The sequence below is a fragment of the Actinomycetota bacterium genome (genome assembly GCA_040881665.1).
Taxonomy (GTDB): domain Bacteria; phylum Actinomycetota; class UBA4738; order UBA4738; family HRBIN12; genus JBBDWR01.
The window spans coordinates 303,360-316,977 of sequence record JBBECT010000007.1; the positions used below are offsets into that span (position 1 = coordinate 303,360).

13 protein-coding genes are annotated in these 13,618 nt (G+C 71.1%); 5 read left to right on the forward strand and 8 right to left on the reverse strand.

The window, feature by feature from the left end:
- Positions 1 to 59: 59 nt before the first annotated feature.
- Both purH and purN read right to left on the reverse strand, forming a co-directional pair.
- Complete coding sequence (gene purH / locus WEF05_11630; GenBank protein ID MEX1102530.1) at positions 60 to 1,592, reverse strand: bifunctional phosphoribosylaminoimidazolecarboxamide formyltransferase/IMP cyclohydrolase; 1,533 nt, start codon at positions 1,590 to 1,592, stop codon at positions 60 to 62.
- The gene (purN, locus tag WEF05_11635; GenBank protein ID MEX1102531.1) at positions 1,589 to 2,212 is read right to left on the reverse strand and encodes a phosphoribosylglycinamide formyltransferase; all 624 of its coding nucleotides are present in this window, start codon (positions 2,210 to 2,212) and stop codon (positions 1,589 to 1,591) included. The genes purH and purN overlap by 4 nt, the downstream gene beginning before the upstream one ends.
- An 82-nt stretch (positions 2,213 to 2,294) precedes the next feature.
- Here purN and WEF05_11640 point away from each other — a divergent pair, with 82 nt between their 5' ends.
- Entirely contained in the window at positions 2,295 to 2,900 is a 606-nt protein-coding gene (locus tag WEF05_11640) for a hypothetical protein (protein MEX1102532.1), read from the forward strand.
- Between the two features lie 42 nt (positions 2,901 to 2,942).
- The gene (locus tag WEF05_11645) at positions 2,943 to 3,878 is read left to right on the forward strand and encodes a hypothetical protein (GenBank protein MEX1102533.1); all 936 of its coding nucleotides are present in this window, start codon (positions 2,943 to 2,945) and stop codon (positions 3,876 to 3,878) included.
- 16 nt (positions 3,879 to 3,894) lie between these two features.
- On the opposite strand, the gene WEF05_11650 is transcribed toward WEF05_11645, so the two are convergent.
- The 4 genes from WEF05_11650 to WEF05_11665 are packed head-to-tail and all read right to left on the reverse strand — an operon-like array spanning position 3,895 to position 7,548.
- Positions 3,895 to 5,136: a hypothetical protein gene (locus tag WEF05_11650; protein MEX1102534.1), complete on the reverse strand. Its 1,242-nt coding sequence runs from the start codon at positions 5,134 to 5,136 to the stop codon at positions 3,895 to 3,897.
- The gene (gene sucD, locus WEF05_11655; protein ID MEX1102535.1) at positions 5,133 to 6,002 is read right to left on the reverse strand and encodes a succinate--CoA ligase subunit alpha; all 870 of its coding nucleotides are present in this window, start codon (positions 6,000 to 6,002) and stop codon (positions 5,133 to 5,135) included. The genes WEF05_11650 and sucD overlap by 4 nt, the downstream gene beginning before the upstream one ends.
- 3 nt (positions 6,003 to 6,005) lie before the next feature.
- A complete protein-coding gene (gene sucC / locus WEF05_11660; GenBank protein MEX1102536.1) occupies positions 6,006 to 7,148 on the reverse strand; it encodes an ADP-forming succinate--CoA ligase subunit beta in 1,143 nt (380 codons plus the stop codon).
- A gap of 7 nt (positions 7,149 to 7,155) precedes the next feature.
- Positions 7,156 to 7,548, reverse strand: coding sequence for a cobalamin B12-binding domain-containing protein (locus WEF05_11665; GenBank protein MEX1102537.1), 393 nt, complete (start codon positions 7,546 to 7,548; stop codon positions 7,156 to 7,158).
- 40 nt (positions 7,549 to 7,588) lie between these two features.
- Between WEF05_11665 and WEF05_11670 the strand changes: the two genes are divergently transcribed.
- The gene (locus WEF05_11670) at positions 7,589 to 9,046 is read left to right on the forward strand and encodes a N,N-dimethylformamidase beta subunit family domain-containing protein (protein MEX1102538.1); all 1,458 of its coding nucleotides are present in this window, start codon (positions 7,589 to 7,591) and stop codon (positions 9,044 to 9,046) included.
- 24 nt (positions 9,047 to 9,070) lie between these two features.
- A complete protein-coding gene (locus WEF05_11675; protein MEX1102539.1) occupies positions 9,071 to 9,235 on the forward strand; it encodes a hypothetical protein in 165 nt (54 codons plus the stop codon).
- Here the strand turns inward: WEF05_11675 and pcrA are convergent.
- Positions 9,232 to 11,541: a DNA helicase PcrA gene (gene pcrA / locus WEF05_11680; GenBank protein ID MEX1102540.1), complete on the reverse strand. Its 2,310-nt coding sequence runs from the start codon at positions 11,539 to 11,541 to the stop codon at positions 9,232 to 9,234. The genes WEF05_11675 and pcrA overlap by 4 nt on opposite strands.
- A 96-nt stretch (positions 11,542 to 11,637) precedes the next feature.
- Positions 11,638 to 12,801 carry an AI-2E family transporter gene (locus WEF05_11685; GenBank protein MEX1102541.1) on the reverse strand — a complete coding sequence of 388 codons (1,164 nt, stop codon included), beginning with the start codon at positions 12,799 to 12,801 and terminating at the stop codon, positions 11,638 to 11,640.
- A 153-nt stretch (positions 12,802 to 12,954) separates the two neighbouring features.
- Here WEF05_11685 and WEF05_11690 point away from each other — a divergent pair, with 153 nt between their 5' ends.
- The gene (locus WEF05_11690; GenBank protein MEX1102542.1) at positions 12,955 to 13,614 is read left to right on the forward strand and encodes a sortase; all 660 of its coding nucleotides are present in this window, start codon (positions 12,955 to 12,957) and stop codon (positions 13,612 to 13,614) included.
- The last annotated feature ends 4 nt before the right edge of the window (positions 13,615 to 13,618 follow it).

Genomic DNA, 13,618 nt, shown 5'->3' on the forward strand with positions numbered 1-13,618 from the left:
ACCGGGAGGCGCCGTCCGCGACCAAGCTGGACCCGGAGCTTGACCAGGGCCGTCCGACCTCAGTGGCGGAAGTGTCGGCGACCCGTCACGACCACGGCGATGTCCCGCCGATCGGCCTCCGCGAGGACCTCCTCGTCCCGGACCGAGCCACCCGGGTGGATCACGGCCGTGATGCCTGCCTCGGCGCCCACTTCGAGCGCGTCCGGGAACGGGAAGAACGCGTCGCTCGCCATCGACGCGCCGGCCGCGCGCTCGCCCGCCTTCCGCGCCGCGATCCACGCCGCGTCCAAGCGCGACATCTGCCCCGCGCCGATCCCGACCGTCGCACCGTCCCTGGCGAACACGATCGCGTTCGACTTCACCCGCGCGGCGACAGCCCAAGCGAACAACAGGTCGTCCCACTCCCGCTCGGTCGGGGCGCGCGAGGAGACGATCTGCATCCGCTCGCGGACCTCGTCGATCCGGTCCCGGTCCTGGACGAGCGCACCGCCACGGATCGGCCGGACCTCGAGGTCGCCCGGCTCGGCGATCGGCGCGCGGAGCAGACGCAGGTTCCCGCGCTCGGTGAACGCCGTGACGTCGATGCCCGGGGCGATCACGACCTCGGTGAATACCTCGCGCATCGCCGCCGCCGCATCGGCGTCCGCGTCGACGTTGAAGGCGACGATCCCCCCGAAGGCGGAGACCGTGTCGCAGGCGAACGCCTTCGTGTAGGCGTCGGCGGCCGAGATCCCGGTCGCCGCGCCGCACGGGTTGTTGTGCTTGACGATCACGCACGCCGGCGCAGGCAGCTCCGCGACGAGCCCGGCCGCCGACTCGGCGTCCAGCCAGTTGTTGAAGGACATCTCCTTTCCCCCGAGCACCTCCGCCCCGCCGAGCGGGCCGGCTCCGGCGACCTCCGCGTAGAGCGCGGCGCGCTGGTGCGGGTTCTCCCCGTACCGCAGCCGGCCGACCGAGGTGAACGCGAGCGCCAGCGACTCGGGCGGCCCGTCCCCGGAGTGCTGCCGTGCGAACCACGCCGCGACCGCAACGTCGTAGGCCGCCGTATACGCGAAGGCCTCGGCCGCGAGGCCCCGGCGGGCCGCCCGGCCGAGTCCGCCCTCGCGACGGAGCCCGTCGATCAGCCCGTCGTAGCGAGCGGGATCGACCACGACGCCGACCGACTCGAAGTTCTTGGCGGCGGCGCGCACCATCGCCGGACCACCGATATCGATGTTCTCCACGACCTCGTCCGGTTCGCCGCCCGACGCGACCGTCTCGCGGAACGGATAGAGGTTCACGACGACGAGATCGATCGGCGCGATCGTGTGCTCCTCGAGCTGGCGGAGGTGCTCGTCGCTGCGACGGTCGGCGAGGATCGCCCCGTGGATGTTCGGATGTAGCGTCTTCACGCGCCCCGACAGCATCTCGGGGAACCCGGTCACCTCCGGTACGGGTGTCACGGGCACGCCGAGCCCGCGCAGGGCCTCCGCGGTTCCGCCGGAGGAGACGATCTCGATGCCGAGCTCCGCGAGCGCCGGCCCGAGCCGCTCGAGCCCGGCCTTGTCGGCGACGGCGACGAGGGCGCGCCGGACCTGCACGATGTCGTTCACGTCCCCGCCCCCGTCGACGGCTCCGCGACCCGGACGAGGCGGTCGTCCACGTCGATCCGCCCCTCCACGAGCGCGCGGAGCGCGGCGGGGAGCAACCGATGCTCGACCTCGTGAACGCGTTCCTCGAGGGTGGACCAGACGTCGTCGCCGCGCACCACGATCGCCTCCTGCGCCACGATCGGACCGTGATCGACCTGCTCGTCGACCAGGTGCACCGTGACGCCGGTGATCTTCACGCCCCACGCGAGCGCATCGGCGACCGAGTCCGCACCGGGGAAGGCCGGGAGCAACGACGGATGCACGTTGAGGATCCGTCCCGCGTACGCCTCGACGGCCTCGGGTCCCAGGACCCGCATGAATCCCGCGAGCGCCACGAAACCGATCTCCCGCTCGCGCAGGACCTCGACCAGGGCCGCGGCGTACGCGTCGATCCCCGGATGCGCCTCGGGATCCACGTGCACCGCCTCCACCCCCCGATCGGCGGCCCGCCGGAGCGCCCGAGCGTCGGGGCGGTCGGAGACGACCAGCACGACCCACGCACCGACCACGGGGTCGTCGAGCACGGCCTGGAGGTTCGTCCCGTTCCCGGAGGCGAGGACCGCGATCTTCGGTTCGTCCACGCAGCGCACGCTAGGCGGGCGAGTGAGAGGGCGTCAACGCCACGCCGGCACGCACGACCGGACGCCCCGTACGATGAGCACCATGCCGACCGAGAACCGGGTCACCGCCGGCCGGACCGATCGCTGCAGCGAGCATCCGGGAACGCAGTCGGTCGCGTCCTGCGACGGATGCGGCCGAGCCCTCTGTATCGCCTGCGCCACCCCCGTCCGAGGGCTGGTCTACGGTGCGGAGTGCCTGCCCGCGGACGTCGCCGACGCACGGACCGAGTCCCCGGCACCTCGCCCACCCTCGGACCCGGCCCTGCGCCTCGCGGGCATCGCGCTCGGCGTGGCCACGCTAGCGACGTTCCTTCCTTGGACCCGGTTCGGCCGAGGATCGGGGATCTTCGGGGCCTGGAACCCCACCTGGGCGGGCGTCGCGGCGATCGCCTTCGCGCTCGGAGCCCTCGTGTGGGTCGTGGACCGCTCCCGCCCGGGACGCATCGCGTCGGCCCGGATCGCGGAGGCGTTGCTCGTCCTCGCGGCGACGGGGGTGGCGGCCTCGGTGCTCGCCCTGGTGCGACCTCCGGCGTTCGCTCGACCCTGGCTCGGCCACCTCGTCGCGCTGGCGGCCGGGGTCATCGCGCTCGGGGCGGCGATCGCGGCGCGTCGCCGTGCCGGCGCGCCTCGGCGGCCCCGCCTGGGGTAGCCTCATGCACGGAAACCGCACCGCGACGGAAGGGACCCGACCGTGAAGAAGTGTCCGTACTGCGCAGAGGAGATCCAGGACGAGGCGATCCTGTGCCGCTACTGCCACAGCGATCTGTCGGCCCCGTTCCCCCAGGGGAAGGGAACCGCGCCCGCCGCCGGCGGCGGCCCTGCGACCGCACCCCCCGCCGCAACGGGCCGGGGAGCCGCGGCGCCATCGGGAACCTCGTGGGGGACCACCACACCGACCTCGACGTCGGACGCCACATCCACCGAGCCGGCGGCGCAACCGGGTGACAGCCCCACGACGCAGAGTCCGGTGACCCCCAGCGCCTCGACCTCCGGGGCAACCGGGGCGACCGCGACCGGCGTGACCGGCGCGGGCACCGGCGATGAGATGTGGGGCGTCAAGAGCGCCGGCACGGCCGCGGCCTCACCCGCCGAGGGACCCGGCGCGACGATCACCTACACCCACACCGGACAGCGCTACGTGCTCGGCTACGGAGACGACCACTTCGGGATCTGGGACCGGCAGACACCGGATACCCCGGCCGAACGGTTCCCCCGGACCGACGACGGCTGGCGGCAGGCCTGGCAGCGGTACGCCGCTCTCGAACCCGGGAACGTCGCCGTCGAGCAGACCCAGGCCACCCCGACGACCGGCACCGCACAGCCCGCCACGACGACCGACCCCGCCGCAATCGTGGGGAACGCGGGCGGAGGTCCCGCCGGAGGGGCGACGGCGCCGATCCAGTCGGCGGGCGTGTCCCAGACGAGTGGATCGGCCGCCACCCAGTACACCCACTCCGGGCAGCGCTACCTACTCGGCTACGGGGGCGACTTCTTCGGGATCTGGGACCGCAACCAGCTCTCCGAGCCGGTGCGCCGCTACCCGCGCACCGACGCCGGATGGCGCCAAGCCTGGCAGGAGTTCGTCGCGTGGGAGCCGAACAGCGTGGAGGTCGGGATCGGCGGGTGAGGTCGCGAGCGGCCGTTCAACGCTGCGGTCGGTACCGCGCGGCGAGCCAGGATCCGGCCCCGCCTCCGACGAGACCCCACGCGAGCCCGAGGATCGAGGCGATCCACGGGTCCGGCCCGTAGCGGACCGATCCGTCCACGCCGGCGAGCAGCGCTCCGGACAGGGTCACGCCGCTCAGCAGCGACGCGACGCCGAGCGTGAGCCCGAAGACCACGCCCGCCGCCGCTCCCGGCACGGCCGGCGGCCAGCGCGCGGAACTCGCGCGTGCGGCGTGCACCCCGCCCGCGACCGTGGCCGCCAGCGGCACGAGCGGCAGCAGCAGGAACTCCCACGGCGCGCCCCGGGTGGCCGGCGAGCTCCCGGTTCCCGGCGTGAGCAGATCGAGGGAGATCTCCTCGGGGAGCGTGTCCAGGCACACCGCGTCGATGTTCACGCGGGCCGAGACGATCTCGTCGCAGCCACCCGTGGCGACGGCGAGCAGCCAGACCGACTGGTTCGGAAGCGCGAGCACGTGATGACCCACCGCGGCCGCCGTCACCGCCCCCGACGAGCCGGTCACCGTCCGAACGTACGCAGCCGTCGCGTCCGGACGGGTCGCCGCGATCAGCAGCGCGAAGCCAAGGGCGCCGAGCATCGCGATCAGAAGCATCTTCGTTCCCGCCTCCACGGCGACACGCAGGAGAGCTCGCCCGTCCCCACCGCGAGGCGAGGTCGCCGAGAGCCCGCCCGCCGCGCCCGCGAGGCCGGCGAGCAGGGTCGGCCACACGAACGCAGCCAGGAGCTCGGGCTGGACCTGCACGTCGTTGATGACCGGGTTCCGCGGCAAGGAGACCGAGATCCCGATCAGGTGCCCGACCACGACGCAGCCCGCCAGGGTCAGGACGCCGACGACGGGACCGACCGACGCCCCGGCGACCACCCGTACCCACCCTTCCCCCGCGACGCGGGCGGCCCGCCGGCCCGAATCCCACGCCGCCCACACCAGCACCGCCGTTCCGGTGAGCAGGGTGACGGCCACGCCCCCCGACAGCGGCGCCGCCTGGGCCCCGCTCGCGCGGGTGAGGAGGTCGAGCGGCACGGCCAGGAAGGAACACGTGTAGAGCCAGCCGATCCTGGGTGTGGTGCCGAGCGAACCGGGCCCACCGCCGATCCACACCGCGAGCGCGACCGCCTGGCCCACGAGGGTCACCGCGGCGAACGCGAGCGCGCCACGGACCAGCGCCGTCCGCATCCATCGCGGGACGGCGGCCGGCTTCACCCCGTCGTCGACGCCACGAGCTCGGCGACCTCGGTGGGTGTCCGCCCGACCCGCACGCCCGACCCCTCGAGCGCCTCGGCCTTGGCCTGCGCCGTTCCCGACGACCCGGTGACGATCGCACCGGCGTGCCCCATCCGCTTGCCGGCCGGGGCCGTGAACCCGGCGATGTAGCCGACGACCGGTTTCGTCACGTGTTCGGAGATGTAGGCGGCAGCGCGTTCTTCCGCATCGCCGCCGATCTCGCCGACCATCACGATCAGATCGGTCTCGGGGTCGTCTTCGAACAGCGCCAGCGAGCCGATATGGTCGATCCCGTTGACCGGATCGCCCCCCATCCCGACGCACGTGGATTGCCCGAGCCCCCGCTGCGTGAGCTCGTTCACGATCTGGTACACGAGCGTTCCCGAACGCGAGACGAGACCCACGCGGCCGGGCGTACACACCTCGCCGGGGATGATGCCGACGTTCGCCTTGCCCGGCGAGATCAGCCCGGGACAGTTCGGTCCGACGAGCACCGATCCCTTGCCCCGCAGGTAACTCGCGACATCGGCCATGTCGGTGACGGGGATGCCCTCGGTGATGCACACGATCAGCTCAACGCCGGCATCGGCCGCCTCGCGGATCGCCTCGGCCGCGAAGCGCGGAGGAACGAAGATCAGGGAGGTGTTCACCTCGGCTGTGGCCACGGCGTCGGCGACCGTGTCGAAGACCGGGATGGCCTCGACGTCCTGCCCGCCCTTGCCGGGGGTGACCCCCGCCACGATGTTCGTGCCGTAGTCCCTGTTGCGCAGCGTGTGGAACGTTCCCTCCCGGCCCGTGATCCCCTGCACCACGACGCGGGTCGACCGATCGATCAGGATCGCCATCGCTCACACCCCCGCTTTCGCCAGATCGGCGGCCTGCTGCGCCGCCTCGAGCATCGTGGCGGCCGGAACGATCTTCGGGTTCGCGGCCTCCGTGAGGATCCGCCGTCCCTCTTCCGCGTTCGTGCCGTCCAGCCGAACCACCAGGGGCACCTTCGCCTCGACCTTCTCGAGCGCCCCGAGGATCCCGTGCGCGATCAGGTCGCCCCGCGTGATGCCGCCGAAGATGTTGATCAAGACCGACCGCACGCTCGGATCGGACAGGATCACCTCGAGGGAGGTCGCCATCGACTCGGCGCTCGCGCCGCCCCCGACGTCGAGGAAGTTCGCGGCCTTGGCTCCCGCCTGGTCGACGACGTCGAGCGTGGACATAACCAGACCCGCGCCGTTGCCGATGATCCCCACCGTGCCGTCGAGCTTCACGTACTGCAGACCGGCGTCCTGCGCCCGCTGCTCGACGGGATCGACCGGGAACGAGTCCTTCAACCCCTCGATCTCCGCCTGGCGGTACAGCGCGTTGTCGTCGACGGTGACCTTCGCGTCGAGCGCGACAACCCGCCCGTCGGTCAGCAGGACGAGCGGGTTCACCTCGACGAGGGTCGCGTCCGCGTCGCGGAGCACCGACCACAGGCGGTGGAGGATGTCGGTGGCCCCCGCACGCGCCTCGGTGGGCAGGGTTCCGGTCAGCCGCAGCGTGTGGTAACCGCGCAGGCCCAGCATCGCGTCGATGTGCACGCGCCGGATCGCCTCGGGCCGTTCCTCCGCGAGGGTCTCGATGTCCATCCCGCCCTCGGCCGTGAGCATCGCGAGGTAGTCCTTCGTCGATCGGTCGAGCAGGATCGACGTGTAGAACTCCTGCGCGATCGGCAGCAGCTCCTCGACGAGGACCCGGGTGACGGGCAGACCCTTGAACTCGGTGCCGAGCATCGTTCCCGCGGCGTCGGCGACTTCCTCGACCGTCCCGGCGACGACGACACCCCCGGCCTTGCCCCGGCCGCCGGCCTGCACCTGCACCTTGACGACGCCGCCGCCACCCAGCTCGCGGGCGGCCGCGCGGGCCTCGTCGACGGCCTCGGCCACGATGCCGCGGGGAACGGGGATCCCGTGCCGCGCGAAGAGTTCCTTGCCTTGATGCTCGTAGAGGTCCATCGGTCTCCTAGTCGAGGCGTTCGTGCAGCCAGTCCACGATGTCGGTGGTGCTGGCCCCCGGGGTGAAGATCTTCTCGATCCCCGCGGTCTCGAGCTGCTCGATGTCCTCGGCGGGGACGATCCCTCCGCCGAACACCACGACATCCTCGGCGCCGCGCGCGCGGAGCTGCTGCACCACCTTCGGGAACAGGGTCATGTGCGCGCCGGAGTGCGAGGAAAGGCCGACCGCGGCGGCGTCCTCCTGGATCGCGGTCTCGGCGATCTGTTCGGGCGTCTGGTGCAGACCTGTGTAGATCACCTCGAAGCCTCCGTCACGCAGGGCGCGCGCGATGATCTTGGCCCCGCGGTCGTGCCCGTCGAGGCCCGGCTTCGCGACGATCACTCGGGTGCGCCGGGGCATGGCGCGGGCAGTGTAGCGAAACGCCCTAGACTCCTCGCCGATGGTTGAAGCCTACGTCTGGCCGCAGAGCTACCGCCCCGGGGAACGCGTCGGTCTGCGGATCTCGAGCGACGCGGACCGGGTCGATGTCGCCGTCCGCCGTGAAGGAGCCACGCCCGAGATCGTCCGGCAGCTCGAGGGCATCGTGGCAGCGCCGCAGGCGATCCCGGACGACGCCTCGGCCGGAGGCTGCGACTGGGAGCCGGCCGCCTCGGTCGAGGCGCCGGACCGCTCGGGCATGTACACGGTGACCGTCTCGGCGGGCGACGAGCGGGCCGAGACGTTCTTCGTCGTCCGACCCGATCCCGCGGACCCGGCGCCGATCGTGCTCGTGTTGTCCACCGCGACCTACAACGCCTACAACGATTGGGGCGGGCCGTCCCTGTACACCGGCGGAACACGCGTCTCGTTCGACCGCCCGCTCGCGACCGGCTTCGTCCACAAACCCGAACCGGCGCGCAAGAAGACCCAGCCCGATCCCGACCGCGAGGCCCGCTACTACTTCGAATGGGCCGAACCGAACGGCCTGTCGGTGTGGAGCGGTGGCAGCGGGTGGTGGAACTGGGAACGACCGTTCCTGGCGTGGGCACAGGCCGAGGGATTCGCGGTCGACATCGCCGTCTCGCAGGACCTCGAGCTGCATCCCGAGGTACTGGAGGGCCACCGACTCTACGCGTCGGTCGGCCACGACGAGTACTGGTCGTGGGCGATGCGCGACGCGGTCGAGGGCTTCGTTGCGGACGGGGGGAACGCCGTCTTCCTCACGGGGAACACGTCCTATTGGCAGGTTCGCCCCGCAGACGGGTTCCGCGCGATGACCTGCTTCAAATACGGGGCCGACGACGACCCCGTGATCGGCACGGACGACGAGCGGCGGCTCTCGGGGGCATGGTCCGACCGCCGGATCGCCCGTCCCGAGAACGCGATGACGGGGCTGTCGTTCACCCGCGGCGGGTACTCGCGCTACGGGCTCGGCGTCCCGCGGGCCTCCGGCGGCTTCACGGTGTGGCGTCCGGATCACTGGGCCTTCGAGGGATCCGACCTCCGCTACGGCGATCTGCTCGGCGGGGCCGACACCATCGCGGCCTACGAGCTGGACGGCTGCGAGCTCCAGTTGGTGGACGGTCTGCCCGTTCCCACCCACGCCGACGCGGCCCCCGAGAGCCTCGAGGTCCTCGCGACCGCGCCGGCCCGGCTCTGGAAGCAGGACGAGCAACCGAGCCGCTATTCCCACGAGCCCGGCGAGCTCGAGCACGTCGCGATGGCGCTGTGGGGCGAGGACTGGGAGCAGCACGCGCGACACGTGACGAACAACCATGCGGTGATCGGCACCTTCGGTGTCCCGAACGGCGGCACGGTGTTCACCGCGGGCTGCACCGATTGGGCCTACGGGATCGAGGGCGGAGACGCAGCGGTGCGACGGATCACCCGCAACGTCCTCGACCGCCTGTCGGCCTAGGCGTCCGCTCGTACACTCGCCACCATGGGGAGCAAACGGATCCGCTTCCGACCACCCGGGCTCAAGCAGACCACGAAGGTCGGCACGCTCGGACCGTTCCGGGGGCGGATGGGCGTCGCCTGGGTCGTCGCCCCGCTCGTCGCAGGCATCCTGATCCTCGTCGCCGGCTTCTTCGCCCTCCGGGGCTAGTCCGCCTTCTTCGTGATCGGGGCGTAGGCGAGGAGCAGGCGTTTCTCCCCCACCTGCTCGAACCGGACCGTGGCCTGGACCTCCTGTCCGCGGCCCTGGATGTCCAGGACGACGCCTTCCCCCCAGCGCTCGTGGACGACCGTATCGCCGGCTGCCACGTCGACGACCTCGCGCTTGGGTTGAGCGACACCACGGCCGGACGCGACGGCGTTCGCCGCGCTGAAGGTTCCCGCGAGTCCGCTCATCCCGCCGCCTCCGGAACGCTGAGCGATGGGCTCGGGGTCGCGGCGCCCCCAGGTACGGCTCGTGCTCTCGGACTCGATCGACTCGATGAGGTCCTCCGGCAGCTCGCCGAGGAACCGGCTCGGCGGGTTATAGCTCGTCTGTCCGAACAGCGTGCGGCTCCACGCGTGGCAGAGGTAGAGACGCTGCTGTGCGCGGGTCACGCCGACGTAGGCGAGGCGACGTTCCTCCTCGAGCTGGTTCGCGTCGCCCATCGACCGGTAGTGCGGGAACACGCCGTCCTCCAGGCCGACGATGAACACGATCGGGAACTCCAGGCCCTTCGCGTTGTGCATCGTCATCAGCGTCACCGTCGAGGTGTCGCCGTCGTACTCGTCCTGCTCGCCGACCAGCGCGACCGACTCGAGGAAGTCCGGCAGGGATCCGTCCGGGTCGCGCTGCTCGAACTCGGCCGCGACCCCGACGAGCTCGCGGAGGTTCTCGATACGTCCCTCGGCCTCGATCGTGCGGTCGGCCTGAAGCTCGAACAGGTAGCCGGACTCCTCCGACGCGGCGTCGACCATCCGCGCGGGACCGGCGCCGTCGGCGTGCGCCGCGGCGAGCTTGTCCATGATCTCGACGAACCCCGCGACGGCGCCCTTCGCACGAGCGGCGAGCGTGGAGATCTCGTCCACGCGCCGGCACGCCAGGAGGAACGGGATCTGTTCGTCGGCGGCGAACGACTCCAGCGCGGCGACCGTCGCGTCGCCGATCCCGCGCTTGGGAGCGTTGATCACGCGCCGGGCGGACACGACGTCCTGCGGGTTCACGAGCAACCGGAGGTAGGCGAGCACGTCCTTGATCTCGCGCCGCTGGTAGAAGCGCACGCCCCCGACGACCTTGTAGGGGATGCCCGCGCGCAGGAACGTGTCCTCGAGGACACGCGACTGCGCGTTGATCCGGTAGAAGACCGCGATGTCGGCGTACCGATGGCCCTCCTCGGTGCTCAGGCGCTGGACCTCCTCGGCGACGAACGCGGCCTCCTCGTGCTCGTCGTTGGCCAGGTAGCGCACCGCCAGATCCCCGCCTGCGATCTCCGACCACAGGCTCTTGGGCTTGCGCTGCACGTTGTGCTCGATCAACGCGTTCGCGATCGCGAGGATGTTCTGCGTCGACCGGTAGTTCTGTTCCATCAGGAACACCGCGGCGTCGGGATAGTCGCGTTCGAAGTCGAGGAGGTTCGCGATCGTCGCCCCGCGCCAGCTGTAGACACCCTGGTCGGCGTCGCCCACTACACAGACGTTGCGGTACTTCGCGGCGAGCAGGTTCACGAGCTCGTACTGCGCTCGGTTCGTGTCCTGGTACTCGTCGATCATGACGTAGCGGAACCGCTCCTGGTAGTGCTCGAGCACCTCCGGGTGCTCGCGGAACAGGCGCACGACCAGCGCGATCAGGTCGTCGAAGTCGAGCGCGCCGGCCGCGTGCTTGCGCTTCTCGTACTCGGTGTAGGCCTCGGCCACCACCTGCTCGAAGAAGGTCCCGGCAGCACGGGCGTAGGTCTCGGCGTCGGTCACGTTGTCCTTCGCCCGTCCGATCGCCGCGGCGACGGCACGGGGCGCGAACCGCTTGGGGTCGGCGTTCGCATCTTTGAGAACCTGTGCGAGCAATCGTTCGGTGTCGCCGTCGTCGTAGATCGTGAAGCTCGACGGCAACCCGAGATGCTCGTGCTCGCGCCGCAGCATCCGTGCGCACGCGGAGTGGAACGTGAGGATCCACATGCCCTTGGCCACGCGCCCGCCGAGCAGGCCCTCGACACGCGAGGCCATCTCGTTCGCCGCCTTGTTCGTGAACGTGATCGCGAGCACCGAACCGGGCGAGACACGCCGTTCGCGGATCAGATAGGCGATCCTGTTGGTCAGGGCTCGGGTCTTGCCCGAGCCGGCGCCCGCGACGATCAGCACCGGCCCCTCCGTGTGCAAGACGGCCTCGGCCTGCACATCGTTGAGCCCGTCGAGCAGGGGGCTCCGACGGCCTTCGTCCACGCCGATGCCCTCGAGGGACGGTTGGGGGGTTTCCGGGGTCACGCGCCCATCCTACGCGCGGCGAGGGACGCGCCCGGATGCGACGGACGCCGGGTCAGCCCGTGTCGGACGCCGGGTCAGCCCGTGTCGGACGCCGGGTCAGCCAGTGTCGGGCGCGGCCGGGTCGGTCGCGATGCCGTCGGAAGCGTCAGCGTCGGCGTCGGCGTCGGCCTCGGCCTCGCGGCGACGGCGGTCGAGGAACACGTCGTTGATCACGACCTTCAGGGTCGCCGCGATCGGCAGCGCGAGCAACACGCCGAGGAAGCCCTCGATGCTTCCGCCGATCAAGGTCGCGACGACCACGGCCGCCGCCGACAGATCGACGCTGTCGCCCTGGATCCGGGGACTGATCACGTAGTCGCGCACCTGCTGCCACACGAGGAAGAACGCGATCGCCGCGATCCCGTCGAACGTCGAGCCGCTGAACGCGACCGCGATCGCCGGGATCCCGCCGATGTAGGCCCCGACCACCGGGATCACGCTGGCGATCCCGGCCCACAGGGCGAGCGGCACCGCGTAGGGCACCCCGAGCAGCTCGAGCACCACTCCCGTCACGATCGCGGTGACCACCGACAGGACGACCATGCTCGACACGTAGCCGCCGATCCGCTGGATCGACCGGTCCATGATGCGCTCGGCCTGGGCGCGCCGGGGGCGGGCGAACAGCAGCGCCGCGCCCGATCGCATCTTGGGCAGCATCAGCATGAAATAGATCGTCAGGATCGACAGGGTGAGCACGTTGAAGATCGCGCCGGCGATCTTGCCGGTGATGCCGAGGATCGATCCGAACGAGCTCGAGATCAGCGAGGGAACCTTGTCGACGAACGACTGGATCTCTTGCTGCACCTTGTCGCTGCCGATCAGGTCGTCGATCGGCCCGCCCGCGTTCGATAGGTCGCCGGCGATGTGCGGGATGCTCTTGGCGAGCTCGGTGATCTGGCTGATCAACGGAGGGATCACGAGGAACGCGAACAGCGTCATCGCCGCGAACGCGAGGATGAAGATCGTGAGCACCGCGAGTCCACGGCGCATATGCACCCGCCGGGACAGGATCCGGACCGCGGGGTCCATGCCCACCGCTAGGACGATCGCGACCAGCAGCAGGATCACGACGTGCTCGGCGTCGCGGACCCGGGACAACACGAACAGCGTCAGGCCGACCGCGACCGAGACCCGGACCCAGTAGGAGGGCGGGGGCCACCGCTCGATCCAGGCCGGCTGCGGCCCGTCGGTCGGCTCGATCGCAGGGTGTTGGGCGCTCATCGTGCTCGGCTCCGCACGCGGCGACGATACCCCGCGGGCAGGGACGAACCGGGGAGGAGCCGGGACGATCCGTTGCCCTCGTGGACCGCCCCTCGTACCCTCGTTCCTCCAGGTCGCGAACCTCCAGACGCGACCACGACCCTCGAGGATGCCGTGTCGGCCGATCCCGACGTGCTACCGGCGCCCGGACCCTCGGTTCGTCCGGCGCCCCGACCGCCCGGCTTCTGGCTGCGGATCATCGGCTCCGCCCTGCTGATCGCCGCGGCGGGTATCGCCGGGTACGTGTGGTGGGTCCTGTACGGGACCGGGATCGAGACCGCGGCCGCGCAACAGGAGCTCCGCTCGAGCTTCGAACAACAGATCGTCGACGATCCGACCGTTCCGGCGCCCGGCACGGACGCGAGCAGACCCCCACCCGGGAGCGCCGTCGCGCAGATCCAGATCCCGAAGATCGACCTCGACATGGTCGTCGTGCAGGGAACCGGCATCGAGGACCTGAAGAAGGGTCCCGGACACTACGTCGAGACGGCCATGCCCTGGGAGGACCGTGGGAGGGTAGGGATCGCCGGTCACCGAACGACGTACCTGCATCCGTTCCAGGACCTCGATGACCTCGACCGGGGCGACGCGATCCGTCTGCGGACGCGGTTCGGAACGTTCGACTACGAGGTGACACGGGTGTTCGTGATCCCGTCCGAGGGGTCGGGACGGGTACTGGAGCAAACTGAGGAACCGACCCTGGTGCTGACGACCTGCCATCCGATGTTCTCCAGCGCCGAGCGATTGATCGTCACGGCCGACCGGGTGACCTAGGCGA

Coding starts and splice junctions, on each gene's coding strand:
- WEF05_11685 (MEX1102541.1), bottom strand. CDS start 12,801: ATGAGCGCCCAACACCCTGCGATCGAGCCGACCGACGGGCCGCAGCCG.
- WEF05_11640 (MEX1102532.1), top strand. CDS start 2,295: ATGCCGACCGAGAACCGGGTCACCGCCGGCCGGACCGATCGCTGCAGC.
- WEF05_11665 (MEX1102537.1), bottom strand. CDS start 7,548: ATGCCCCGGCGCACCCGAGTGATCGTCGCGAAGCCGGGCCTCGACGGG.
- WEF05_11675 (MEX1102539.1), top strand. CDS start 9,071: ATGGGGAGCAAACGGATCCGCTTCCGACCACCCGGGCTCAAGCAGACC.
- sucC (MEX1102536.1), bottom strand. CDS start 7,148: ATGGACCTCTACGAGCATCAAGGCAAGGAACTCTTCGCGCGGCACGGG.
- WEF05_11670 (MEX1102538.1), top strand. CDS start 7,589: ATGGTTGAAGCCTACGTCTGGCCGCAGAGCTACCGCCCCGGGGAACGC.
- sucD (MEX1102535.1), bottom strand. CDS start 6,002: ATGGCGATCCTGATCGATCGGTCGACCCGCGTCGTGGTGCAGGGGATC.